The organism is bacterium Scap17 (genome assembly GCA_013376735.1).
In the GTDB taxonomy this organism is placed as follows: Bacteria; Pseudomonadota; Gammaproteobacteria; order Pseudomonadales; family Halomonadaceae; genus Cobetia.
In genome coordinates this window covers 2662527-2685900 of the sequence record VINJ01000001.1, presented here as the reverse complement: position 1 = coordinate 2685900, position 23374 = coordinate 2662527, and the positions used below count along the sequence as shown (strand labels likewise).

The following is a 23374-nucleotide window of genomic DNA, read 5'->3' as shown; positions in this document are numbered from 1 at the left end:
ATCGTCCTGGCGCTGATCGCGCTGTTCAAGGGCGATTGGCAAGGAGCGCTGTTGCTGGGCGGGGTAGGCTGGGTGATCGGACTCTTCAAGTATCCGCGTTGATGTGCGCCGAGTGCGGTGCGCTTTCTGCGTGACAGCAAACCAGGGGGGAATGTGGCCAAGACACGCATGGTGACCCAGTTCGGCATGGGCACCTCCATTCGCAGCCAGAACTACACCGAGGCGGCGGCACGTGGCATCCGCGATGCCCTGTGGCACAACTCGCTCAACGTGGCGGACGCCTTCGGCTTCGCCAAGGAGGCGATGCTGATCGAGGTCGAGGTCGGCGTGCAGCAGCCCGACAAGGTCGACTGTGACGCTCTGCTGGGCATCTTTCCCTACGGTCAGCCGAGTGTGCGCGTGGTCAAGGGCGGGCTGGACGTGGCCAAGCCGGATGGCAGCGGGATCAGCGTGATCGCCAATGTCGCCATCATCGTGTCATTCGACATGGCGGCCGCCGGTGCGGCGTCCACTTCTTCCACGCCCGGGCAGTCGGCAGGAGGTCAGTCATGAGCGAGCAACGCATCATTCTCGAGATGGGCACCGGCAATGACCTCTACGGCATGGACTACACCAAGGCCGCCTGCCGTGCGGTGCATGACGCCCTGCATCATTCCTCCATCGTGATGTTCCAGTCACTCGGCATCGATCACCATCAGATGCGCGTCGAGGTCACCATCGCGGTCCAGGAGCCGGACGCCGTGGATGCAGACGCGGTGGCGCGCGAGCTTCCCCGTGGGCGCGCCGAGGTGACGGTGGTGCAGGGCGGTCTCAATGTGCATGACGAGGCCAGTGGCCAGACGCATGTCATCGCCTCGGCCGCCATCGCCGCCATGCTCGATATCGACCACGACGCCTGGCAGCTGTGTCAGTCGTAGGCAATGCGCGAGCGTGCTGATTGAGGTCGTGCTGGTCAACGAAGAAAGCCCCCGTGCGTCAGTGACGCACGGGGGCTTTTCGGTTCAGACCCGATGGCGCAGGTGATGACTCCGGCCTCGTGCGGCGACAATCGTATGGCAGCTCAGGAGGCCATGGCACGTGCCAGAGTGACATGGCATGGGAGTTGCCGGCGCAATCACCTGCCGAGCCGCGTGTCGAATCAGGATTGTGGCTGGGTAGTGACATGGGCGATCACGGACATGCCGATGCGTACCTTGTCGAAGTCGGGCTGGTTCGCGTCGAACACGATCTTGACCGGCATGCGCTGGGTGATCTTGGTGAAGTTGCCGGTGGCGTTCTCGCTGGCCACGGCCGAGAAGGCGCTGCTGGAGGCCGGTGCGATGCTGTCGACATGGCCAGTGAAGGTCTTGCCCGGCAGGCTATCCAGCGTCATCTCGACCGGCTGGCCCGGCGCTATCTCGGCCATCTGGGTCTCGAGATAGTTGGCGACGACATAGGCTTCCTTGTGCGGCACGATGGCCAGCAGCGAATCACCCGGTTGCACGTAGGCACCGACACGCAGTGAGCGCTGGGTGATGATGCCGTCCTTCGGCGCACGAATGACGGTATAGCCGGTGTTCAGTTCCGCCTGCTCGAGTGCTGCACGTGAGCGTTCGACCTCGGCCAGGACTTCCACGCGCTGGGCTTCAAGGACGCCGATCTGCTTTTCTGCCGAGCGCTGTGCCGCCTGGGCCTGCACGAGATTGGCTTCCCAGATGCCCTGCTGTTCATCGGCCTTTTCCTTGTCCTGCTGGGAGGCGGCGTTGGTCATGCGCAGGCTGCGGTAACGCTTGGCATCATTGCGCGCATAACGCAGCGAGGCCTGGGTGGACTTCACTTCCGCGATGGACTGCTGCACGACGGCGTGCTGACGCTCGATGTTGGCATCCAGGTCGTCGACCGCTGCCTGCTGGGCGGCGAGATCGGCCTGGGTGGAGTGCAGGGAGGCCTGGTAATCGCGGTCATCCAGCGTGGCCAGGATCTGGCCTTCCTTGACCACTTCGTTGTCTTCCACCAGCACCTTGTCGATCTGGCCCGCGACGCGTGTGGTCACCATCACGCTATCGGCGCGCACATAGGCATTGTTGGTGGCTTCGCGGCCATCGTGGCCCTTCCAGTAGAGGCCCGCGTAGGTCGCGACCAGCAGGAGCGCCAGAACGCTCAACAGTAGGGTGGTACGTGTCTTGTTCATGTCGGTGTCGTATCTCGTCGTCTATGTCGAAGAAGGGGGGGAGTGGCTGAATCCTGGCTAGCTGGTTGCCGCTGCCTGTGTCTGTGTCTATGCCCCGGAGGGTTGTGCTTGAGAGGGCTGAGACTGAGAGCGCTGTGCTGGCTCTGGTGATCGGTCTGGTGATTGAGCTGCCGGTGCCGGTTGGGGCGGCCAGGCGCGGATCGGCAGCACCATGACCAGTATCAGCAGCGCCACCACGAAGGGGATGATGGCGAGGTAGGCATCCGCATAGCTCATCACGGAGGCCTGCTCGGAGATGCGCGTGGTGATATCGCTTGCCGCGTCGACCTGGATGAGTCCGGCGGGCTGATTGCCCTGCAGGCCGAGTGCTTCGCCCAGGCGGATGGTGTGCAGGGCTTCACGCGTGACGAGGAAGCTTCCGTAGACCGTGGAGGCTACCACCGTGAACAGGCCGCGCAGCGAGTTGACCATCGCGGTGGCGAACGGCCCTTCCAGCGGGCTGACCGCCCCGGTGGCATTCATCAGCAGCGGTACCACCACCATCGGCTGGCCCAGGGTGTTGAGCACCTCGATGAGATAGAAGTTGTCGCGATTCCAGTCGCTGGTGAGCTGCGAGCCCAGCAGGCAGCTGATCAGGATCAACACCAGGCCCGTGGCCATCACGTAGCGGCTGTCGACGCTCTTGCGGTTGATCAGTGTCGCCACCAGCGGTGCCAGCAGCAGCTGTGGAAGGGCCATGGTCAACATGACCGGGAACAGCTGCATGGGGCGATAACCTTGCACTTCCCCCAGGAAGGCGGCGGGAATGGTGCCGGCGGCCAGGGTCAGGAACATGAAGGTACATATGGTGATGATGCCGAAGACAAAGTTGCGGCGTGCCAGCAGCTGCAGCTTGTAGAGTGGCATCGGGTGGAACCACTCATGGATCAGGAAGGTCACGAAGACCAGCCCGCCCGTGGTCAGCAGGGCGACGATCAACGGCGAGTTGCCCCAGTCGAGTCGCTCACCCTGGGTCATGCCGGCGACCAGCGCGCACAGGGCGGTGACGCCCAACAAGGCACCGAGCCAGTCGAACTGCTTGCAGCGTTCCAGCTTGAGCGGGTCCTGCGGCAGGCCCCAGGAGACCAGCGCGGCGGCAAGAAGGCATACCGGCGCGGTTTCCCAGAACACCAGATTCCAGTCGCCCAGGTCGCCATAGAGAGCGGCCAGCGGTGCCGACAGATAAGGGCCGAAGGTGGCCGTCATCGCATAGGCCGACAGGCCATAGAGCTTGCTGTGCCACGGCAGGAAGCGCAGCGCCGACATCATCAACAGCGGCAGGATGCTGCCGGACGCCAGGCCCTGGGCCACGCGCAGCCCCGCCATCAGCGGGAAGCTGTCGGCCAGGGGTACCAGCAGCGAGAACAGGGCCAATGACAGGCAGGCACCGATCGCGAAGCGGCGCAGGCTGAAGGTGACCGCCAGCCAGCCGGCGAGCAGCATCATCGAGACTTGCGCCGCGCTGTAGAGGGTGGTCAGCCAGCTGCCCTCATCGTGGGAGAAGCCGAAGTGTCCGACCACATCCGTCAGGACGGTCTGCGTGACGCGCTCTCCCACACCGGACATCAGTGATGCGAGCAGAATGCCCACAAGACCGAGTGCGAGTCGTAGATTGAAGGGTTGAGGAGCGGCCACTGTAGAGTTCCCGTTTTGAGGTGAAGCGCTAGACACGTTTGGGTGTATCATCATGCGGTGCACTGTACCACTTAGTGGTTTTGTTAGGCAAGTAGTTAGCTTGTTAAGGAGTTGTGTCCGTGTCCACAAGAGAAGGTAGTGGCGTGCAGGTCGTGGCCAGGGTGGCGGCGATCCTCAAGAGTCTGGAAGGTAGTGAGCAGGGCATGAGCCTGGGGGAGATCGCCGCCAGGAACGATCTGCCGCGCTCGACCGTCAAGCGGCTGGTCGATGCGCTGGCCCAGGAAGACCTGCTGGAAATCCACGGCCATGGCGGGATACGGCTCGGCTCTGCGCTGATGCGGCTGGCGCGTCATAGCCAGCTCGATATCACCACGCATGCCAAGTCGTTTCTGGAGGCGTTGAGCGTCACCACCGAGGAAACGGTGGTGCTCTGCAGTCTGAGCGGCAACGAGCTGCTGATACTGCACTCGGTGTTGTCGCCGCTGCCGCTGCGGGTATCGCCGATGGCCGGCAACTTCCTGTCATTGCATGCGACAGCCAGCGGCAAGGTGCTGCTCTCGCATCTCGAGGATGAGCAGGTGGAGCGCCTGCTGGGGACGGATCTCACGGCCTACACGCATAACACCCTCGCGATGCCGGCACTGCTGACGCAACTGGCCGAGGTGCGTCGCACCGGCATCGGCCATGATGAGGATGAGCATATGCAGGGGGTCGGTGCGATCGGAATCGGCCTGGAGACCAGCCAGGGCCATTACTCCGTGTCCGTGGTCGGCCCCTCATGGCGCATCAGCGAGCACAGGGCGGAGATTCAGGCCGCGCTGCAGGCGACGCGTGACGAGATGCTCAAGACCTTTCGTTCACTCAAGTGAGGGCGCCCCGCCAAGGCGGCAAGGCTGCCATGTGCGGCGGCGGATCGAACGACGAGGTGGTGGAGAGAGCGAACAGGAAGGCAGGCACAGCAACGCCGCTCACCCGAATGGGCGAGCGGCGTTTATTTACTAGGCAGCATTCAGAGACAGAGCTGAGAAACTGAGTTTGGATAGAGAGTTTGGATAGAGAGTTTATAAAGAGAGCTCAGAGGCCGAAGCTCGCTCAGGCCTCTCTGGCCGCGATCAGCTGGTCCGCCAGGGTCATCAGCTCCGCGGCGATGAAGTCCGGGGTCGGCACATTCTCGGCGGGTAGCACGGCATTGTGCGGACGTGTCAGCAGAGCCCCCTGCATGCCGGCGGCCTGGGCTCCGATGGTGTCCCACACATGGCAGGCGATCATGCACATGTCGCCCAGTTCGACCTCGAGCTGCTCGGCGACATACCGATAGGTGGCCGGCGCCGGCTTGAATTGCCCTACGCTGTCGACGCTGAAATGCCGCTCGAAGGCATCGCTGATGCCGGCCTTTTCCAGCGGTGTCGGGGAGGCGCCTGCGGGGGAATTGGTCAGTGTCACCAGGCGGAATCCGGCCTGCTTGAGACGCTCAAGTGCCGGGGCGACATCGGGATGGGCCGGCATCTCGGCCATGCGCGACTTGAGCTCATCGATATCGCCATCCGCGAGTCTGACCTGATGGATGTCAGCGACCATCTTGAGGGCGCCCACGCCGAGCGCACCGAAGGGGGTGTAGCGCCCGGAGAGCGTCATGGTCTGCGAGTACAGCACCAGCTGTGCGAACCATTCGCGCAACACGCTTTCATCACCGAACACGCGTGAGAACAACGGCGAGAGCGTGGTGATGTCGAGCAGTGTCTCGTTGACGTCGAACACCAGTACGTCGGGAAAGGTCGTGTCAGGCATGGTGACTCCTGGGGTGATATTTCAGAAATGCAGTAGGCGCGAAGCGAGGTAGCAGGCACGGGTGGCGCCAGGGGGGCAGCACCAACGGCTCAGCGCCAAGGAATCAGTGCAGGCAAGCCCACGCCGCTTCTTCATGCTTCATGGCGCAAGACTACCCCTTGTTGAGCGATTGCTCAAATCATGGCCGCTGGCAGCGTGATGACGCCGGTCAGAGGTCTGGAATGGCACCGGTAATTTCAGCGCCAGACGGAGGTCGACATTTTCATGATCAAATGTTGTACAAATATTGAATTTACGCCATATTGCGTCGCAGAAGGGCTGAAAAAACCAAGAAAACAGCAGGGGTAAGGGACAATGAGCAATATCGCTATCTGGATGGGGCTTGGCTTGGCCGTCACCTTTGTGCTGTTGGCGACTGGCGTCTTTGACAGGCTACTGACCCGTATCGAGCAGGGTGATTCGGCCCGCGAGACGGAATGATCCTGCGGTGCGCTGGCCCATGGCTTCACGCAAGAGCCCACCCGCCAGGGTGGGTTTTTTCATGCCTGATATGAAGGGGGGGGCTGACGAGACAGCCCCCAGGAGGCCTGTGCCGACAGATCGGCAGTGCCCGGGGCTCGCCACCTCAAGGAGCGTATTGGAGGCGTTGCATGCTTCGATGTGTACCGGCAAGAGTTGTACAGATATCACATCGTGGCTAACGGCAGGACAGGCCAAGGCATGGCATGGAGAAGGTGTCAGGCCGCGAGGCCATCAAGACACGCAGCGGATACAACAAGGCCCCGCCATGGCGGGGCCTTGTTGTATCTGACGTCTGCGGCCGTGCTCAGTTCTGGTAGGCACCGGCGGCGTAGGTCATTTCATAGCTGTGGCTGTAGACCTCGAGGATGTTGCCGAACGGGTCTTCCATGTACACCATGCGGAACGGTTTCTCGCCCGGGAAGTACTCGCGTACCGGCATGCGCTGCTTGCCGCCGGCGGCGACGATACGCTCGGCCAGACCTTCTACGTCCGGGTCCTGGACACAGAAGTGGAAGATACCGGTCTTCCAGTACTCAAAGTTGTTTTCCGGCGTCTCGTGGTTCGGGAATTCGAAGATCTCGACGCCGATACGGTCGCCGGTGGACAGGTGTGTGATACGGAAGCTGCCCCAACCCGGACCGAAGACATCGCTGCACATCACGCCGATGGCGGAGTCATCTTCGGTGATGGTGGTCGGCTCCATCACCACGTACCAGCCCAGCACTTCGGTGTAGAACTTGACCGCAGCTTCCACATCACCGACGGACAGGCCGATGTGGGAGAAGGTGCGCGGATACGGTGTGGTCTTTTCGTTGCTCATGAGTCACCTCGATATGTGAGTCGTGAAGGAAATGGTTCGGTCGCTGCCTGCGTGACGTTGGATGCCATCTTGGGCGTCATGAGCAATAATGAAAACTACGTAGGTGTTATGATAATGATAAGACTTGCTTATGGCGGTAGGAGTTCTCCGTCGTAGTTCTGCTGATGCTACTCCTCCGACGCTGACTTCCTGATACTGCCCCCTGACTCTGCCCCTGATTCTTCCAGCCCCCAGGAGCTTGAATGCTGCAACCCCAATGGCTACGCACCTTTCGCACCCTGGTGAGTGTCGGCAACTTCACGCGCACCGCGGAGCGGCTCGATCTGACCCAGGCCGCTGTCAGTCAGCATGTGCGCCAGCTGGAAACCCGACTTGGCACGCTGTTGATTCGTCATCCGCGCAAGATCGAGCTGACGCCGGCCGGCCATGCACTGCTGGATTTCGCGCGTGAGATGGAAACCGCCGAGCAGCGCCTGGCCCAGCGGCTGGCAGGCAATGAAGACAGTCATGGCGACATTCGGCTGATCACGCCGGGCAGCATTGGCCTGGCGATCTATCCGCGCTTGCTGGCGCTTCAGCAGGAGTCGCCGGGCCTCAATGTCCACCATCGCTTCGCGCCGACGCGCGAGGTGGTGGAGGCCGTACTGGAGAATCGCTTCGAGCTGGGGATCGTCACGCTCAAGCCCGATGACCCGCGCCTGAGCGTGACGGAGTGGGCGCGTGAGCCCCTCGAGCTGGTGGTGCCGGCGGGGGGCGAGATCCATGACTGGGGGGATCTCGAGACATTGGGCTTCATCGATCACCCGGATGGTCAGGACATGGCCTCGCGCCTGTTGAGTCGGCGCTTCCCGGGCAATCCGGGCATCAGCTCATTGCCGCGTAGTGGCTCCACCAACCAGATCAGCCTGATTCTGGAGCCGGTCGCCCGCGGGCTGGGCTTCAGCGTCGTGCCGCGCCATGCCCGTGAGGCCTTTCCTGATCATCAGGCCATCCGGGTGGTGCCACCGCCTGAGGGCAGTACGGAGGTGGTCGATACCCTGTGGCTGCTCACGCGTGCGGAATGGCCGCTCTCGGCGCGCGCCAGACGGGTGTTGGAGTATCTGAAGGTGTCGCTGTAGCGCGCCGAGGCATCAGTGCTCAGACCTCGGCGCACAGACCTCGACGCTCAGGCATCGGCGCACTGATCAGCTTGTGGAGCAGTTCATGAAACAGTTCATGGAGTAGCTTACGGCTGGCTCAGCGCATAGACCTGTGCCGTCAGGGTGCTGCCATCTTCCAGCGTGATCGTGGCCGGCTGGCGAAGGTATTCGCTGCCTTCGAAATCATCCAGCGCCTGCCAGTGATCGGCCAGGTTGTCGGAGGAGAAGACGTGACCGCGGATGGTGTCGCCCGCCTCATCCAGTCTCAGCCCAGGAAAGCCCATCTCAGCCCCCCAGCCAGCTGCCTCCAGGCGGCCCTTGAGGGTGCCGGGTGTCCAGCTGCCGCCAATGTCGAGCATGACGTGTTCGTTGGGGCCGCCCGGGCCGAGGGTTCCGTAGATGAAAAGATGCTGCATGGGAGTCTCTGTCGTTCGTCGGGGGAGAAGTCTGTCTCGGCGGCGCGCGCCGGACGTATCGAGGGCTTGCGGCCGCTCACGGCTGCCTTGAGGGCCCCGGAATCTCGAGGCCGGAAAATTCGCGTGTCAGCCAGCGGGTGATGGGTTGGATCACGGCACTGTTGGGGTGGCGGACACTCATGCGATAGCCGTGGCGGTCCCGCGAGATATGCGGCGTCAGGGCGATCAGCGAGCCGTTGTCGAGCAGGTCCTGGATGACGTGGCTCCAGCCCAGCGCGACGCCCTGATGATTGACGGCGGCATTGAGCGTCAGCGGAAAGTTGTTGTAGGGGAAAGCCTTGTCGAGGCGCGGCACCGGCAGCCCCGCGTGGCGACACCAGGTGGCCCAGTCCAGCCAGCGGGTATCGCGCATGTCCAGATGCAGCAGGGTGATGCGCGACAGCGCCTCGGCGTCCAGCCCCTTCTCGAGCCCATGACGCCGGGCGTAGTCCGGGGAGCAGACCGGGAAGGCACGCTCCGCGACCACCAGCGTATCGCGATGATCGCCCGTCAGCGGCGGGCCGAAGCGGATCGCGATGTCGGCCTGCTGCATCTGCGGGTCTTCATCGCGATCGATCGGCAGCAGCGTGAAGTGACAGTCGGGGAAGTCCTGTTCCAGCCGCTCCAGACGCGGGCGCAGCCAGACATGCGCGAAACCGGCGCCCGCGGCGATGGTGATGCGCGGCGTCGGCTTGTGCACCTTGCGACGTGCTTCCGTGACGGCACTGCATACCTTGCCAAGCCCGCCTGCCAGTTCGGCATGGAAGGTCTCGCCGTAGTGGTTGAGGATCAGTCGGCCGCCCTGGCGATCGAACAGCGGATGGCCCAGGTGCTCCTCCAGCGCGCGGATGCGCTGGGAGATGGTGGGCTGGGTGGTATCCAGCTCACTGGCGGCGGCCGTCATCGACCCCAGACGCACCGTCACGTCAAAGGCGACCAGCCCGCGCAGGGAGGGCAGGCCATCCAGAGGGCTTGCGCTTTCCAGCGGCGCTGGGGAGCTTGTCTTTCGGGCCGGCACGAGAGTCCTCACTGTGATGCGCTGTCGCGGCGCTCCTGTCGTACTGTTTTGGCCTAGATGATGGCCTGGCTGATGGCTCGGGCGATTGCCTGGATCAGGCATGAGAAGGCATCAGCCAGCAACTACTGGAGACGAACAGGAGCGCCGCCCTGTATAGGCGGCACTTATACGCGAGGCAGCGAATGACATCAACGCTCACCCCGGTGGATCAAGCCGTGAGGTCGCACCTGACTCTGATCAAGGTCGCGCCGGATCCTGAACGATGATGTAGCTGGCCCTGATTGACGCGCCGCCGATATCAGTCGGTGTCGCGCTCGGCAATCCGCGCATGCCAGGCGGCAATGCTTTCTTCGGGATACTCGGCATGATGAGCATCACGCGCTTCGTGCGCGACTTCCACCCAGTTGGCCTTGCTGTCGAGCATGATGTGAACATGCTCCGGCGGTACGGGCAGCGGGGTGTCGATCGCCCCCGCCTGAGGGTGGATCAGCTCCGGCCAGCGGGCATCGTAGAGCCACAGCGCACTGCCGCAGCGCTTGCAGAAGTGGCGCTCCGCCGGACTTTCTACCCCGTCGGTCACCGCGTGATAGATGGAGAGATTGTCCCGACCTTCCACCTTCAGGGTGTCGGCATCGCCCGCCAGGTTGATCGCGTAGCCACCGCCGCCCGCCGTCTTGCGACAGATCGAGCAATAACAGCGCTGATACGGATAGGGGTGCGGCGATTCGAGCTGGAATGTGACGGCCTTGCAGTGGCAGGAACCTACAAGCTGCATGAGGGGTCTCCCTTGTGATGCATGAAAGAGGACGCTGGCGCTGACTGGCCATGCATCGCCCGAAGGACAATGTTACGCCATCCGGGCGCAAGGCGGCGGGCAGTTATACACGGTCATCCAGCACTTGCACGAGCCATCCGCTATCCGCGCCGCACGTGAGTCTTACTGCGGCAGGGCGTAGACATAGGCCTCGAGTTCACGATTGTCATCAAGAATGACGGTCGTGATGGTGCGCTGATAGATGGGGGCCTCGAAGTCATCGAGAGCATCCCAATGCTCCGGCAATTGCGCCGAGGAGAACACCTGGCCGCGTATCACCTGGCCCGAGTGGTCGATGACCAGCCCCGGGAAGTTGTGCTCATCGCCGTGATCGGTGTTTTCCAGTCGGCCGCGTAGATAGGCCGAGCGCCATTCGCCATCGATATTGGTGATGACATGCTCATTGAGGCCGCCGGGGCCCAGTGGACCGTAGATGAAGAGATGTTCCATGCGTCTACCTGTCGGGTTGGGGAAGGGGGTGATCCGCGAGGGAAAGACGGCCGTATCGGCACCGCCTTCATTGACGCTGACGTTAGTCAGTGATGATGTAGGCTGAGTGGCAAGGTTCAACCCCTTGTTGATGTGGCGCACTCAACGCTACGCCCACAAACTACATTGCCCCCACTGGGCGAGCCAGTGAGGGCAAGGGTCAAGCGAGGGAGTGCAGGAGAAGAGAGTCAGTCGCGTTTCACGCCCCCGCCTTCATATGCTCAGACGCGGCTGTCGAAACCGCCGGCTGGCTCTTCGCCGATCACGTCCGGATCGAAGGGCTTGCGCGCGAAGACGCGACGCAGTGCCGGTTCGAAGTGCTCCAGCGGCGGGGTCGGGTAGTCGGGATCGAAGGCGGCCTGATCATAACGCTCGCAGAAATCCACGCACTTCTGATACCAGGGGTGGTCCTTGTAGATCTCTCGCTCGTTGCGGTCCTCGCCGTAGAAGTGGCCGTAGTAGAACTTCTGGAACAGGCCGTGGTGATGGATGATCCAGGTCACTTCGGCACGCACGTACGGGCGAATGATGGCAGCGGCCAGCTGCGAGTGATTGTAAGGTGCCAGCTCATCGCCGAGGTCATGCAGCAGGGTGGCAACGACCAGGTCGTCATCGGCGCCATCGGCCTCGGCGCGTGCCGCTGACTGCAGGGAATGCTCCAGACGGCTGACCTTGTAGCCACTCAGGCCATCATCGAGCTTGCGCAGGGCAAGCTTGAGACGCTCCACCAGCCCTTCATTGAACTGATCTTCAAGACGCTCGAGCAACGCATAGTCTTCGGCGGTGCCATCCTTCATCTGGGTGAATGAAACCTGATCCATTACGCCATTTCCTCACGGTTTTCTTGTTGTGCCTGCTGCTGACGCTGACGCATCAGGGTGGTGGCGAAGCGCTCACGCGGGCCGTCGCTGTCCATGTAGCAGCCCTGCAGGTGGCGGTGCCCCTCATTGGTGTCGAACGCGGTACGGCCATGCAGCACGCGGGTGTTGTCGAACATCATCAGCTCTCCGGATTCGAGCTGGAAGCGAATCTCGTTGGTTGGGTCCTGGAACAGCTGCCCCAGACGCTGGCGGGCCTGATGGTAGCGGCGAGTGTTCTCCAGCGACATGTGCGGCAGATGATCAAGACGCGGGCTGTAGTTGACGCCGATGGGCTCACCATCGGAATTCTCGCGAATCACGCAGCGACGCGTAGTCAGCTCGGTGCCGGCGTCCAGGAAGCGGAAGCCGACCGGCGTGGTGCGCAGCAGTTCATAACCTTCCGGCATCTCGGCCTTGAGCTGCTTGAGCGCATTAAGGCTGTCGACCAGCGTGGACAGGCCACCGGTGGTCTCGTTGACCAGGCAGTGCAGCATCTGGATGCCCGGCACCGGATCACGATACGGGTTGTCGGTGTGCGGCCCGAGCGCCACGCTGCGGTAGGCCAGGTCATTGCCCGTCGGACGCGAGTACACCTCGAAGTAGCTGCCGAAATTGGTGTCCTTGACGTAGCCGAAGTGACCGGCCACTTCCAGAATGCGCTCCGGATCGGTCGGCACGTTCTGCACGATGAGGTAGCCAAAGCGCAGATAGGCCTTCAATGCCTTCTGGAAGTCCTCATTGTTGCCCATCTTCTCCCAGTCGACGCGCTGCGCCTGCTGATCGATGCTCGCATCCCAGCTCTCGGGCTTGGGGAACGGCGTGATGCCCTGTAGTTCATGCGCCAGCATGGTGAGGTCATACACCTCGCAATGCCCGTCACTGAAGGTGAATTCCACGTGCGTCTCGTCGACTGGGCGCGCCGCGGTCAGCTCGAGGTTGACGTCGATGGCATGCGAATCGAACAGGCGCTGAGTGGTCACCTCATCGAGCTGCTCCGGGTCCTGGGTGCGCTCGCGCAGCCACAGCGGGCTAACCGGCTCCAGGCCTTCGGCGGTGATCAGATTCAGTGACAGCGGCGACTCGCTCAGGGTCAGCGGCAGCGCGTCGGACAGGGCATTGGTCAGGGGCATGCAGGCATCTCTCCATTAGCACGGTTGTATACCGTGGCCATTATGGGAGCGAGGCATGGGACCTAAGTAGGGGGTGAGTGTTATCGGAGGGCATGCATTTTTCTTATGGGGCGGATGGAGCCCGAGGTAATGGCCCATGAAGTGTACTGGTGTCAGATTGATAAATAATCCCGCTTATTTTATGTGCTTAATAAAAACAGAGGCTTACAGAAAGCCATTAACGAAAAACGCAGTTTTGTTGTCATATGGTAAGCGATTCTAGGGGTGGGCGTTCCTTGCCATCCGGCAAAAGCTACCGATTTTCTGTTATTGAACAACAGGTTATGAGGGCAGCGTGATCGGGAGGCCAAACCCAAGGGGCTAGCCGGAAATTTCCGCGTTCGGGGGTTGGTGAAAGAGATTGGAGTAGAGAAATTTGGTAGTTAGTGTAAGGCATCAAGGTGCGTTAAGGGAAATAAAATCGCCAGGATTGCATTGTTTATTGTTGCGTTATTTATGATTTTAAATGGGGGTTATAACGGGCTCTTCGACGTTTCATGTGGATTTGTCCTCATCCAGCAAGCGCCCTTCGGAGCTGTCAATCAGGTAAGGCATCGCAATGAAATTGCTTTCGTTCGGTAGCCCCAAGCCCGAGATCTAACAGTCTGAAAGAGACCCTTCATGCCTGCCAGACGTATGTTCATCATGCCTGAGTACCAGTGCCTCACAACCTGGTCGATATGTCGTCGCCAGTCTGTTCGAGGGCCCATACTCTGGATTATTCCAAGGCACCAATTCCACACCTGGCGTCGAAGAGCCCAAAAAATGACCCTGATGAGGATCATTGAAGGCGTGATATTGATTGAATCAGGTGGGGGTGTTTGTTCGTGCGCACGAGAAATTAGAAGCCGGTTTCTTTCTGGTGACGGATGGCCAACACCACAACGGTGTCACCATCAATGCGGTATCGTGCGACGTAGCCGCTATCACCAAAGTCTATCAGCCAGTCCCGGAACTCCTCAGGCATATCCTCAATGGGGCGGCCAATATGCGGCAGTTCTCCGAGCGCCTGGACGCCTTGGATAATGGCTTTAGCGGCCCGCTCCGCCGCTGTGGAGTTCTTGGGCCGCAGAAACTCGCGCAGCCGCTCTAGGTCCCTGATCGCTGCCGGGGCGAAGATCACTTGTGACATGTCGGAACCAGTACCTCGTCATCCGTTCCCCAGCTGGCCAGCCACTTCTCTACTTCGCCAGCGGTCGCGTGCAAGCCGGTAGCCTGGTAATCCTCCCAAGCCTTGATCGTGTCCCTTCTGAAGCTTTCTCGCCTTTCCTCGCGCTCCACGTACTGTTCGATTGCTTCACGCATGAGCCAGTGCGCTGAGCGCCTACGAATATCGGACAGATGCTGGATCCGCCCTTTCAGATCGTCATCGAGCTTGATGGATGTTGGTGTTGCCATGATGACCTCCGTAGTTATAGGTAATACCTGTGACTATCATAGGTCAGGTCTGCCGGTCTGTCGATGGCCAGGCCTTCCAGGCCCTATCTGCCAGCGTAGTTGTCACCTAAACAGAGTGAGAGGTGATCAACGTGCGTTATTCCACAGAGCGTAAGGAAGCCATCCTCAAGAAGATGGCGCCGCCTATGAGCATGACCATCCCGGAATTGGCCGAACAGGAAGGCGTCACCGCAACAACCCTCTACAATTGGGCTCTCGACGCCAAGCTGCCTGATGCTCTTGTGTCTCCCGGGGCTATTGGCGACTTTCCTGACGAATCCGCTCGGTAGTTTCCTGCAACAGTCTCAAGATACGTCGCTGTGCTTCAGGTGAGGCGCCGCGGCTTTCATGCAAGGCTGCCTTCATGTCCATCCGCGCAGTCAGCAGCTCCTGTGCCAGCGGCATGGCCTGCGCGTCGTCCGCGAGGTTGTGACGCAAGTCAGCGAAAAGGGCGTTGAGCTTGCGGCCTGCCGAGTCCAGTCGGGATATGACGCGTTGCGCACTGGTGCGTTGTGTCGCCAGATAGCGGCTGCCTTCCGGGGTCAGACTGTAGTACTTGCGGCGGCCTTCACGTTGTTGCGTGATCAGCCCCTGCTCGGCGAGACGCCCGAGCACCGGATAGAGCATGCCGGGGCTCGGGCGATAGAAGCCATTGGAGAGCGCCTCGATGCGATCCCCTAGCTGACTGCCGAAGCTTTTCTCCGCGTCGAGCAGGGCGATGGCCACCAGGCCCAGGTCATGGGCAGACAGCTTGCGTGTCGCCGGCATTCCCAGTGGCAAGGCATTGGGTACGTCAGAGGGTGGCTGAGTAGAGCCGTGATCAGAGTCAACCGGAGGGAGCATCGAGACGCCTTTGGGTGAAGAAAAGAGTGCGCGGCGCGCTGTCATGAGAAGTAGTGGATGGCAGTCAGGGCCATCCGCTGCTCGGTGCTACAGGGTGTAAGACGCCTTTGGGCCACATTGGTGCCCGAGCATCAGAATTGTACCTGTAGCCCGGTATTGAAGCGCCGGCCATCCAACACCGTGCCATAGGTATCCTGATCGATGGTCTTGTCGAACAGGTTGTAGATGCCACCATAGAGTGTGACGGTCGAATTCAATTGATGACGGACACCGACATCCACCAGGGTATAGCTCTGGTAGGCATCGCTCAGCCCGTTTCTGGCGGCCACCTGCTCTGCCTCTCCCTTGTAGCGAGCCTGGGACCAGACTCGCGTTCGGGGAGAGGCTTGCCAGTCCAGCCCCAGGGTCGCACGGTGACGAGGCTGATCATTGAGCGGCAATCCCTGATTGTCGCCGCTGCGCTGTTCGCTGTCAGTGAAGCTATAGGTGGCGCGCAGGTCGACACTTTCACCCAACGGCATTCCCAGGTTCAGTTCGACCCCATTGACAGTGGCCTTGTCGACATTGATGTATTGGTAGATCGCGGTGTAGTCATCGCCCTGATACAGGCAGCTGGCATCCCCCTCGCGCGTATCGCAGATCACGGGGGATTCGATCTTGTCCCGATAATCGGTGTGGTAGAGCGTCGCGCCTGCACTCAGCCCGTCATCGCCTTGCCATAGGGCAGCGAGTTCATAGGTGGTGCTCTTTTCGGGCTCAAGGTCGGAGTTGCCGACATTGCGGCAGTCTGGGCAACCAGGCCCGCCGCCACCCTCTATCCAGTTGGAATCACCTTCCTTCAGATCCGGGGTTCGGTAACCCGCACTCACGCCACCCTTGAAGGTCAGCTGCGGTGTGGCGGTATAGACGCCGTACAGTCGCGGCACGATCTCGTCACCGTAATTCTCGTCATCGACCCAGCGCACACCGGTCGTCAGGGCGAAACGCTCGGTCAGGAACCACTCATCCTCGGCGAACAATGCCATGTCCCAGCGCTCGAGATTCTCCTCGCCGAAGCCACGCCCCGGGTTTTCCGTGCTCTGCTCCCGGTACTGGGCACCTAGTGTCAGTAGGTGAGCGCCGAAGGACATCACGGTGGCACTGTTGGCCGTCACGCGTTCGTAGGTGGAGTGATAGCTACTGTCATCCTGCTCAAGCGTTTCACGTTGCAGATAGCTGCGAGTGGTCAGCCCATTTCCCCATTCGTGGGTATGCCGCAGGGTCTGGTGTTGGCGTTCGGTTTCCAGATCGTGATCGCTACCCGTGCGTTCGGCATCGGCCAGGGTGTCCTGGGTCCCTCGGCCGACTTCCAGCGAAAGCCGGTTATCGGAGTCGGGGGTCCAGTCCAGCTTGGCATTCAGGTCGTGGCGCTCATAGTCGCTGTAGCCACCTTCGCGATGGTCTTCATCACGCTGCAGGGTGGAGCCGGTGATCGTCGCGGCTAGTCGGTTCTCGATCAGGGGCCCGCTGACGCGGAACTGGGCTTTCTGACGGTTGCCGGAATCGGAGTCTTCCTGGATCAGAGTGTCGAGATTCAGTGAGCCGCTCCAGTCACGGGCGGTGGGGCGGGTAATGACATTGATGACCCCGCCCAATGCATCAGAGCCGTACAGGGTCGACATCGGGCCGCGAATTACCTCAATACGTTCGATGGCCGAGATGGGGGGCAGCCAGCCGAACTCGGCACCTGAGCCATAGCCGTTGTAATACGCCTGCTGGGAGCCCTGGGGGATGCCATCGACCAGGATGAGGGTGTACTTGGCATCCAGACCGCGAATCGAGATCTCACCTGTGCCTCCCTTGCTGGAAGGACCATCGTCCACGTAGACGCCAGGCACATCCTGGAGCGCTTCGCTGATGTCTCGGTATGACTTGCCCTCCAGCTGATCGCGAGTGACGACCGTAATGCTGGCGGGAGCATTCATGGGGTCCACGGCGTAGCCGGACGCGGAAGCCGAGGTAACAGTCATGGTCTCGAGCGATTCGAGGGTCTCCTGTGCCTGAACGCTGCCAGCGAGACAGCACAGTGAGGCGCAACTGGCGGCAAGCCGACGAGAGCTGACGGTGAGCGTATGGGGCTGGTTCATGATGAGTGTGGGGTCCCTTGATCATTGTTGGTTTCAGGGAGTCACGGGGTACGGTGTTGGATGGCCGGCCTTCTTGTGGGCCGGCTCGGACTGCGCAGGGGGTCAATCCTGATAGCGTGAAACGCTGAGCATGCCTTTGCCGAAGGGGATCAGGCGTGATGTGAAGCCCTCGGTGTTCTGTATCTCGTAACGGAAATCCCCCGGGACGCCTTCGAAGTGATCCAGATTGTCGGCGACCACGAAGGCGCCGGGTGCCAGGCGGGGTTTCAGCAGGGCCAGTACAGGGAGGTAGAGCGACTTTTCGCCATCGAGAAACAGGAAGTCGATGCTGTTGCCTATCTCCGCGAGGGTTTCCATCGCATTCCCGAGGCGGATGTCGACGCGATGCTCAAGGCCGGCATCACGCAGGTTGTTCAAAGCGTGCTCTCGCTTGTTGGCGTAGTACTCGCTGCCGACCACCTGGCCGTCATTGTCTTCGGCAGCCGCGGCCAGATAGAGGGTGGAGATACCGAAGGAGCTGCCGAACTCGACGAAGTGACGCGCCTTGGCGGCGCGCGCCAGCATGTACAGCAATGCGCCCTGGGCCGGGTCGATGGACAGGTAGGCATGTTGAAAGTGATTGGCGTCGCGGAAGTCTTTCCGGGAGCGGCGCACCGCGGCGCCACTGTCACCGCTGGCTGCACGGGCCTCGCGTTCCTGGCGGCGTGTCTCCGCCTGGTGGCGTGCCAGGGCGTGTTCTCGTTCGAGGGTGTGCATCACGTTGGCGCGATTCAGGGTGTCGGTCATGAGGAGGCCTTTTCAGGAGATGCCTGGGGGTTGGGAAAGTCATGCAACCCAAGAGGCTCATGGGGTTCAAGAGCGTCATGCGGGGCGTGAGCGTAGTGGGTGGTGACGACCACCGGGCAATGACGGTGAGGGTGTGACATCACGCAGACGGGCTGGCGGTAGACGCGGGACAGACGCTGTTGTTCCAGTACCTGCCAGGGTGTGCCCTGCGCGACCAGTCGGCCTTGATCGAGCAGGACCAGTCGGTCGGCATGAGCCGCTGCGAGATTCAGGTCATGCATCACGGCGACCACGCAGTGACCGCGTGAAGCCCACTGGACGGCCAATTGCAGGAGGCGCTCCTGATGGCGAAGATCAAGCGCCGCGGTCGGCTCATCGAGCAACAGCAGTGACGCCTCCTGGACACGCACTCGGGCAAAAGTGGTGCGTGCCTGTTCGCCGCCGGACAGGGTCATGGCATCGCGACTGGCCAGATGCTGGATTTCCACATCGGCCATGGCCTTCGCGATACAGGCGTCATCCTCGTTCGGCGGGAGGTCGCGCAGGGCGCGTCCCATGGCGACGACTTCATCGACTCGATAGGCGAAGCGCAGCACGTTGTCCTGTGGCATCACGGCGCGCCTGGCGGCAAGGTCGCGAATGCTGTACTCCGCGATGGAGCGGCCTTGCAGTCTCAGTTCGCCCTGGCTTGGGAGACGATCACCGGCCATCAGCCCCAGCAGGGTCGATTTGCCTGCGCCATTGGGGCCGATCAGAGCCGTCAGGCTGCCGGCTGGGCAGGCTAGCGTGATGTCTTCCAACAGCTGGGTGCCATTGAGCGTCAGTGATACCTCATGCAGATTCAACATGTCAGTTCGCCTCCGGTCCGCGTCGTCTGGCGACCAGCCACAGGAAGAAGGGGCCACCGAGTGTGGCGGTCAGGATTCCGATGGGAATCTCGTTGGGCGGGTCCAGGCTGCGGGCCCCCAGGTCGGCCAGCATCAAGAGAATTCCGCCGCCCAGAGCGCTCAAAGGCAAGAGATGGCGGTGGCCGGGGCCAATCAGGGTGCGCATGAGGTGAGGAACGACCAGCCCGATGAAGCCGATGGTGCCGGCGAAGGCGACGGCGGCGGCTGTCAGCAACGCGGTCAGGGTAATGAGCTTGAGTCGCAGACGTTTGACATCGACACCGGCATGGCGGGCCTGGCGTTCGCCGAGGGCGAGCAGGTCCAGTGGCACGGCCTGACGCCGCAACAGCAGCAGACCCAGCAGCGTGAGTGGTGCGATGGTCATGACCGGCAGCCAGGAGACACGCGCCAATGATCCCATTGACCAGAACATCAGGCTTTCCAGCTGCTCGACACTGGCCAGATAGGTGAGGTAGCCGGTCAATGCGCCGGCAACGGCATTGATGGCGATCCCGATCAACAGCAAGCGCGAATTGTCACCGCCGTTGCTGGCGGGCCTGGCCAGCAGGTAGATCAACCAGGTGGTGACGAAGCCACTGCAGAAGGCACCGACGGGTAGCGTCCAGGCGCCCAGCGTATCGATGCGCAACACGATGATCATCACGGCCCCGAGAGAGGCGCCGCTGCTGACGCCGACGATGCCCGGGTCCGCCAGTGGGTTGCCGAAGAGTCCCTGCATGGCGGCGCCGGCCACGGCCAGAGCGGCACCGATCAGCAAGGCCATCAGGGCGCGCGGCAGACGAAGCTCCCACAGCACGGCGTGAGCAAGCGCGTGGTTGGCGTCGTCAGCCCAGGGGGCGGTCAGTGCAGACAGCACCTCATTGAGCGGCAGGGATATCACGCCTGTCGTGAGGCTGATGCCCAGCCCCGCCAGTGCCGCGAGTGCCAGGCCCGGATAGAGGCGTTGGGTGAGAGCAGGTCGCCGCAAGGCCAGTCCTGAGGTGAGATCCGTCATGGGGCGTACAGCGCCTCGGCGAGAGAATGGGTGGCAAGGCCGCTGCTGGCCCCATCGAACTTGATGGCGGCGTGATCCAACACGATCAGGCGCTGCTCACGGGCCGCCGGTGTGTGCGCAAGCCCCGGGACCTTGGTCCAGACGCCTTGCTTGCCACCGAGCGCCGCTAGCTCGAGCTCCGATACCAGTACGGCGTCGGGTGCCATGGCCATCACCCCTTCGGCACTGAGGGTCTGATAGCGGTCAAGTCCGGCCTCGGCACCGACATTGATGGCGCCAGCACGTCGGATCAGGGCATCGGCAGAGGTGGCGGCGCCTGCTCCCGTGACGGTGCCACTTGTACCGGCTCCGGCGCTGGAGATATGCAGCAGGCGCGGTGCGGCACCTGTCTCGCTCAAGGCCTCGGCGCTGGCATAGCCGGCTTGTATACGCGTTATCAAGGCCTGGCCACGCTCTGGTTGCTCGATCAGCGCTGCGAGCCTATTCACTCGTTCGACGGCGGGCAGGGTGCGATCCAGCATCACGTGGGGGATGCTCAGTCGTTCTGCCTGCTCCATGATATTGGCGTCCCGTTGGGGATTGCCGCCAACCAGCAGGTCGGGGTCATGGGCGAGCAGCCCCTCGATGGAAGGCTGACGATGGAAGCGCTCCGCTCCCTGCAACCCCTCGGCGAGAGTGGGGTCCTGCGGTACCAGAACGAGTCTTTCCTCTTCGCCGAGCGCGACGATGATCTCTGCATGGCCGGGGTCCAACACGGCAATGCGGGAAGCCGCGTGAGAGAGGTGAGGAATGGCCAGTGCCGATGCCAGAGTCAATGCCAGGCACCATCGATGAACTGGTGCCGTATTCAAGATAATGCGCATGGTGGCGGTATCCCCCGAGTGGCGACGCAGATAGTTAAATATCTTACGATAATTTGAATGATAATCTATATCATTAGTGTTTGATGGTCTAGCGGTATGTGACTGAAATGGCGAGCCCTCAGTTTCACTGCGGCTCGCATTGCCGACGCTCACTGCCATCAGCTCTGCCCGGCATACTCTCCAGTGTGCATTAGTGGAATATCGTGTGTCGTTCCGCTGCGCCCAGGGCCTGCCTGCACATGCTAAATAGATGATTTACAAATTGTTTTGACTTTCTTGTTACCATTGCCGATTACAAGGCGGATAGTGGTGACGAATTGGCCCCAAACCTGCAGAGCGAATCAGTGATACCTGTCGTCAGTGAGTCAGTCGTGCTCTCGGGCGCGCGTGGCGCAGGGAGGATCACTGTTATTGATAACTGGCATTTTGCATTCTCATCCAAATCAATAAATAACTGCTATCTCGCTTTGCTAAGCTAAGCAGGTTTCCGTTTCGGCATCTCAGCGACTTCGCGTGATGATATACCTGCCCTGACCCCCGTGACGCCGGCTCAAGCCTGCCGTGCCGAACAGGACACAATAGAAGCAAGGAGATCCCGCTTGGAACTGATCCAGTATGCTCTGGACAATCTGGAGCTCTTGACTACACGCACGCTTGAGCACATCTCGCTGGTCGGGGTGGCGGTGGGCATCGCCACCCTGACGGGCGTGCCCATCGGTATCGCGATCACCAAGAACGAGCGAGCCGCCAAGACCGTGCTGTATATCGCCTCGATCATCGTGACGATCCCCTCCATCGCGCTGTTCGGCATCATGATTCCGATCCTGTCGTTGATCGGGCAGGGCATCGGCTATCTGCCGGCCGTGATCGCCGTACTGCTGTATTCGCAGCTGCCGATCATTCGCAACACCTATACCGCGATCAACAATGTCGACCCGGCGCTGCGCGAAGCCGCCAGAGGGGTGGGCATGAGCCAGAATCAGCGTCTGTGGATGGTGGAGATTCCCCTGGCCGTGCCGATCATCATGGCCGGTGTGCGCACCGCCGTGGTGCTGAATATCGGGGTGATGGCGATTGCGGCCTATATCGGTGCCGGGGGGCTTGGCACCTTCATCAGTCGAGGGATTTCCCAGTCTGATCCTCGGCAACTGATTGTCGGGGCGGTGGCGGTCAGCGTACTGGCCATCCTCGTCGACTATGCATTGTTGGCGCTGCAGAAGCGCCTGACGCCCAAGGGCATGGACCGCACGACAGCGGCCGCCGCTTGACGCGTCATCTGCGCGCAAACCTGCCAACACGACAAGGAACTCTTGATGATTGAGCTTGACAACCTGACAAAAGTCTTCGATACCCCGAAAGGCGCCGTGACAGCGGCCGACCAGATCAGCATGAAGGTCCCGAGCGGTGAAATCTGCATCCTGCTTGGCCCCTCCGGCTGCGGCAAGACCACCAGCCTCAAGATGATCAACCGCATCATTCGCCCGACCTCGGGGCGAGTACTGATCAACGGGGAAGACACCACCAATCTCGATACCCAGGAGCTGCGCCGCAACATCGGCTACGTGATCCAGCAGATCGGCCTGTTCCCGAACATGACCATCGAGGAAAACATCACGGTGGTGCCCAAGCTGCTGGGCTGGGACAAGGCGCGCTACCGCGAGCGTGCCCGTGAGCTGATGCGCATGATCGCCCTCGAGCCCGATGCCTTTCTCAAGCGCTACCCGAGTGAGCTGTCCGGTGGCCAGCAGCAGCGCATCGGCGTTGCGCGTGCCCTGGCGGCGGACCCGCCCGTGATGCTGATGGATGAACCCTTCGGTGCTATCGACCCCATCAATCGCGCGGTGATCCAGGATGAGTTCCTCAAGATGCAGCAGGACCTCAAGAAGACCATCATGTTCGTGAGCCACGACATTGATGAAGCGATCAAGATGGGCGATCGTATTGCCATCTTCCGCGGGGGCAAGCTGGTACAGTATTCATCGCCCGATGAATTGCTGGCTGCGCCGAAGAACGACTTCGTCGAATCCTTCCTGGGCGAAGATCGTGCCTTGAAGCGCCTCAATCTGGTCAAGGTGCGCGACCTGGCCAGTGATGAAATTGGCATGGTCACGCCGGATGACACTCTGACCACGGCGCTCGAGCGCATCGAGGCCTACGGCTACCAGAACAGCATCGTGATGGTGAACGACAAGCGCCAGCCGGTCGGCATCATCAGTGCCGCCATCGCTCGCACCTCCAAGGGCCATTGCCGTGATCACTTCCAGAGCGTGCCGGTCGTGGTCAGCCTGGAGGATGACCTGCGCAAGGTAGCTTCGCTGATGTTTGCCAATGACATGACCTGGATTCCGTGCGTCGACGACGATGGGCGAATCGTCGGTCAGATCACTCAGCGCGCCATTACCCACCATCTGGGCTCGCGCTATCGAACGCATGCCGGCGGGAAAGCGGCGGGTCAGCAGGGTGAGATGTCCGCGACCGCGCTGCACAAGGAGTAAGCCC

General features: G+C 61.5%; 24 protein-coding genes. 6 read left to right on the top strand and 18 right to left on the bottom strand.

The window, feature by feature from the left end; all coding sequences use genetic code 11:
• The first annotated feature begins 153 nt into the window (after window positions 1-153).
• Window positions 154-552, top strand: a complete 399-nt coding sequence (locus FLM52_11350) for a hypothetical protein (protein NVN56378.1) — start codon at window positions 154-156, stop codon at window positions 550-552.
• Window positions 549-917 (top strand): hypothetical protein, encoded by a 369-nt coding sequence (locus FLM52_11345; protein NVN56377.1) that lies wholly within the window; start codon window positions 549-551, stop codon window positions 915-917. Before FLM52_11350 ends, FLM52_11345 begins: the two co-directional genes overlap by 4 nt.
• 221 nt (window positions 918-1138) lie before the next feature.
• Here the strand turns inward: FLM52_11345 and FLM52_11340 are convergent, their stop codons facing one another.
• A complete protein-coding gene (locus FLM52_11340; GenBank protein ID NVN56376.1) occupies window positions 1139-2170 on the bottom strand; it encodes an HlyD family secretion protein in 1032 nt (343 codons plus the stop codon).
• A gap of 87 nt (window positions 2171-2257) precedes the next feature.
• Window positions 2258-3895, bottom strand: a complete 1638-nt coding sequence (locus FLM52_11335) for an MFS transporter (protein ID NVN56375.1) — start codon at window positions 3893-3895, stop codon at window positions 2258-2260.
• A gap of 62 nt (window positions 3896-3957) precedes the next feature.
• On the opposite strand from FLM52_11335, the gene FLM52_11330 reads away from it, so the two are divergent.
• Window positions 3958-4713, top strand: coding sequence for an IclR family transcriptional regulator (locus FLM52_11330; protein NVN56374.1), 756 nt, complete (start codon window positions 3958-3960; stop codon window positions 4711-4713).
• Between the two features lie 223 nt (window positions 4714-4936).
• On the opposite strand, the gene FLM52_11325 is transcribed toward FLM52_11330, so the two are convergent.
• Complete coding sequence (locus FLM52_11325) at window positions 4937-5632, bottom strand: haloacid dehalogenase type II (protein ID NVN56373.1); 696 nt, start codon at window positions 5630-5632, stop codon at window positions 4937-4939.
• Between the two features lie 826 nt (window positions 5633-6458).
• On the bottom strand, window positions 6459-6974 hold the full coding sequence (locus FLM52_11320; GenBank protein NVN56372.1) for a lactoylglutathione lyase family protein: 516 nt from the start codon (window positions 6972-6974) through the stop codon (window positions 6459-6461).
• A 242-nt stretch (window positions 6975-7216) separates the two neighbouring features.
• Here FLM52_11320 and FLM52_11315 point away from each other — a divergent pair, with 242 nt between their 5' ends.
• Window positions 7217-8092 (top strand): LysR family transcriptional regulator, encoded by an 876-nt coding sequence (locus tag FLM52_11315; protein ID NVN56371.1) that lies wholly within the window; start codon window positions 7217-7219, stop codon window positions 8090-8092.
• A 107-nt stretch (window positions 8093-8199) separates the two neighbouring features.
• Here the strand turns inward: FLM52_11315 and FLM52_11310 are convergent, their stop codons facing one another.
• The 14 genes from FLM52_11310 to FLM52_11245 all read right to left on the bottom strand — a co-directional run bounded on the left by FLM52_11310 (window position 8200) and on the right by FLM52_11245 (window position 21034).
• Window positions 8200-8529: a gamma-glutamylcyclotransferase gene (locus FLM52_11310; GenBank protein NVN56370.1), complete on the bottom strand. Its 330-nt coding sequence runs from the start codon at window positions 8527-8529 to the stop codon at window positions 8200-8202.
• 76 nt (window positions 8530-8605) lie between these two features.
• Window positions 8606-9688 (bottom strand): LysR family transcriptional regulator, encoded by a 1083-nt coding sequence (locus FLM52_11305; GenBank protein NVN56369.1) that lies wholly within the window; start codon window positions 9686-9688, stop codon window positions 8606-8608.
• Between the two features lie 196 nt (window positions 9689-9884).
• A complete protein-coding gene (locus FLM52_11300) occupies window positions 9885-10361 on the bottom strand; it encodes a GFA family protein (protein ID NVN56368.1) in 477 nt (158 codons plus the stop codon).
• A 162-nt stretch (window positions 10362-10523) separates the two neighbouring features.
• Complete coding sequence (locus tag FLM52_11295; protein NVN56367.1) at window positions 10524-10850, bottom strand: gamma-glutamylcyclotransferase; 327 nt, start codon at window positions 10848-10850, stop codon at window positions 10524-10526.
• A 260-nt stretch (window positions 10851-11110) separates the two neighbouring features.
• A complete protein-coding gene (locus FLM52_11290; GenBank protein ID NVN56366.1) occupies window positions 11111-11710 on the bottom strand; it encodes an HD domain-containing protein in 600 nt (199 codons plus the stop codon).
• The gene (locus tag FLM52_11285; protein ID NVN56365.1) at window positions 11710-12879 is read right to left on the bottom strand and encodes a DUF971 domain-containing protein; all 1170 of its coding nucleotides are present in this window, start codon (window positions 12877-12879) and stop codon (window positions 11710-11712) included. Before FLM52_11285 ends, FLM52_11290 begins: the two co-directional genes overlap by 1 nt.
• A gap of 880 nt (window positions 12880-13759) precedes the next feature.
• Complete coding sequence (locus FLM52_11280) at window positions 13760-14050, bottom strand: type II toxin-antitoxin system RelE/ParE family toxin (protein ID NVN56364.1); 291 nt, start codon at window positions 14048-14050, stop codon at window positions 13760-13762.
• Complete coding sequence (locus tag FLM52_11275) at window positions 14038-14316, bottom strand: ribbon-helix-helix protein, CopG family (GenBank protein ID NVN56363.1); 279 nt, start codon at window positions 14314-14316, stop codon at window positions 14038-14040. Before FLM52_11275 ends, FLM52_11280 begins: the two co-directional genes overlap by 13 nt.
• Window positions 14317-14610: 294 nt before the next feature.
• The gene (locus tag FLM52_11270; GenBank protein NVN56362.1) at window positions 14611-15243 is read right to left on the bottom strand and encodes a PadR family transcriptional regulator; all 633 of its coding nucleotides are present in this window, start codon (window positions 15241-15243) and stop codon (window positions 14611-14613) included.
• 86 nt (window positions 15244-15329) lie between these two features.
• Window positions 15330-17324: a TonB-dependent receptor gene (locus tag FLM52_11265; GenBank protein ID NVN56361.1), complete on the bottom strand. Its 1995-nt coding sequence runs from the start codon at window positions 17322-17324 to the stop codon at window positions 15330-15332.
• 102 nt (window positions 17325-17426) lie between these two features.
• The gene (locus FLM52_11260; GenBank protein NVN56360.1) at window positions 17427-18110 is read right to left on the bottom strand and encodes a methyltransferase; all 684 of its coding nucleotides are present in this window, start codon (window positions 18108-18110) and stop codon (window positions 17427-17429) included.
• Complete coding sequence (locus tag FLM52_11255; protein ID NVN56359.1) at window positions 18107-18958, bottom strand: heme ABC transporter ATP-binding protein; 852 nt, start codon at window positions 18956-18958, stop codon at window positions 18107-18109. Before FLM52_11255 ends, FLM52_11260 begins: the two co-directional genes overlap by 4 nt.
• 1 nt (window position 18959) lies before the next feature.
• On the bottom strand, window positions 18960-20012 hold the full coding sequence (locus FLM52_11250) for an iron ABC transporter permease (GenBank protein NVN56358.1): 1053 nt from the start codon (window positions 20010-20012) through the stop codon (window positions 18960-18962).
• Window positions 20009-21034 (bottom strand): ABC transporter substrate-binding protein, encoded by a 1026-nt coding sequence (locus tag FLM52_11245; protein ID NVN56357.1) that lies wholly within the window; start codon window positions 21032-21034, stop codon window positions 20009-20011. Before FLM52_11245 ends, FLM52_11250 begins: the two co-directional genes overlap by 4 nt.
• A 440-nt stretch (window positions 21035-21474) precedes the next feature.
• Here FLM52_11245 and FLM52_11240 point away from each other — a divergent pair, with 440 nt between their 5' ends.
• Window positions 21475-22143 carry an ABC transporter permease gene (locus tag FLM52_11240; protein NVN56356.1) on the top strand — a complete coding sequence of 223 codons (669 nt, stop codon included), beginning with the start codon at window positions 21475-21477 and terminating at the stop codon, window positions 22141-22143.
• 45 nt (window positions 22144-22188) lie between these two features.
• The gene (locus FLM52_11235; GenBank protein NVN56355.1) at window positions 22189-23370 is read left to right on the top strand and encodes a betaine/proline/choline family ABC transporter ATP-binding protein; all 1182 of its coding nucleotides are present in this window, start codon (window positions 22189-22191) and stop codon (window positions 23368-23370) included.
• Window positions 23371-23374 lie beyond the last annotated feature (4 nt).

Excerpts from the sequence above, each read along its gene's own strand:
- FLM52_11270 (NVN56362.1), bottom strand. The coding sequence starts at position 15,243 with ATGACAGCGCGCCGCGCACTCTTTTCTTCACCCAAAGGCGTCTCGATG.
- FLM52_11340 (NVN56376.1), bottom strand. The coding sequence starts at position 2,170 with ATGAACAAGACACGTACCACCCTACTGTTGAGCGTTCTGGCGCTCCTG.
- FLM52_11335 (NVN56375.1), bottom strand. The coding sequence starts at position 3,895 with ATGATACACCCAAACGTGTCTAGCGCTTCACCTCAAAACGGGAACTCT.
- FLM52_11275 (NVN56363.1), bottom strand. The coding sequence starts at position 14,316 with ATGGCAACACCAACATCCATCAAGCTCGATGACGATCTGAAAGGGCGG.
- FLM52_11245 (NVN56357.1), bottom strand. The coding sequence starts at position 21,034 with ATGGCAGTGAGCGTCGGCAATGCGAGCCGCAGTGAAACTGAGGGCTCG.
- FLM52_11320 (NVN56372.1), bottom strand. The coding sequence starts at position 6,974 with ATGAGCAACGAAAAGACCACACCGTATCCGCGCACCTTCTCCCACATC.
- FLM52_11300 (NVN56368.1), bottom strand. The coding sequence starts at position 10,361 with ATGCAGCTTGTAGGTTCCTGCCACTGCAAGGCCGTCACATTCCAGCTC.
- FLM52_11250 (NVN56358.1), bottom strand. The coding sequence starts at position 20,012 with ATGACGGATCTCACCTCAGGACTGGCCTTGCGGCGACCTGCTCTCACC.
- FLM52_11310 (NVN56370.1), bottom strand. The coding sequence starts at position 8,529 with ATGCAGCATCTTTTCATCTACGGAACCCTCGGCCCGGGCGGCCCCAAC.
- FLM52_11315 (NVN56371.1), top strand. The coding sequence starts at position 7,217 with ATGCTGCAACCCCAATGGCTACGCACCTTTCGCACCCTGGTGAGTGTC.
- FLM52_11255 (NVN56359.1), bottom strand. The coding sequence starts at position 18,958 with ATGTTGAATCTGCATGAGGTATCACTGACGCTCAATGGCACCCAGCTG.
- FLM52_11285 (NVN56365.1), bottom strand. The coding sequence starts at position 12,879 with ATGCCCCTGACCAATGCCCTGTCCGACGCGCTGCCGCTGACCCTGAGC.
- FLM52_11345 (NVN56377.1), top strand. The coding sequence starts at position 549 with ATGAGCGAGCAACGCATCATTCTCGAGATGGGCACCGGCAATGACCTC.
- FLM52_11295 (NVN56367.1), bottom strand. The coding sequence starts at position 10,850 with ATGGAACATCTCTTCATCTACGGTCCACTGGGCCCCGGCGGCCTCAAT.
- FLM52_11265 (NVN56361.1), bottom strand. The coding sequence starts at position 17,324 with ATGAACCAGCCCCATACGCTCACCGTCAGCTCTCGTCGGCTTGCCGCC.
- FLM52_11290 (NVN56366.1), bottom strand. The coding sequence starts at position 11,710 with ATGGATCAGGTTTCATTCACCCAGATGAAGGATGGCACCGCCGAAGAC.
- FLM52_11235 (NVN56355.1), top strand. The coding sequence starts at position 22,189 with ATGATTGAGCTTGACAACCTGACAAAAGTCTTCGATACCCCGAAAGGC.
- FLM52_11260 (NVN56360.1), bottom strand. The coding sequence starts at position 18,110 with ATGACCGACACCCTGAATCGCGCCAACGTGATGCACACCCTCGAACGA.
- FLM52_11305 (NVN56369.1), bottom strand. The coding sequence starts at position 9,688 with ATGCCTGATCCAGGCAATCGCCCGAGCCATCAGCCAGGCCATCATCTA.
- FLM52_11325 (NVN56373.1), bottom strand. The coding sequence starts at position 5,632 with ATGCCTGACACGACCTTTCCCGACGTACTGGTGTTCGACGTCAACGAG.
- FLM52_11280 (NVN56364.1), bottom strand. The coding sequence starts at position 14,050 with ATGTCACAAGTGATCTTCGCCCCGGCAGCGATCAGGGACCTAGAGCGG.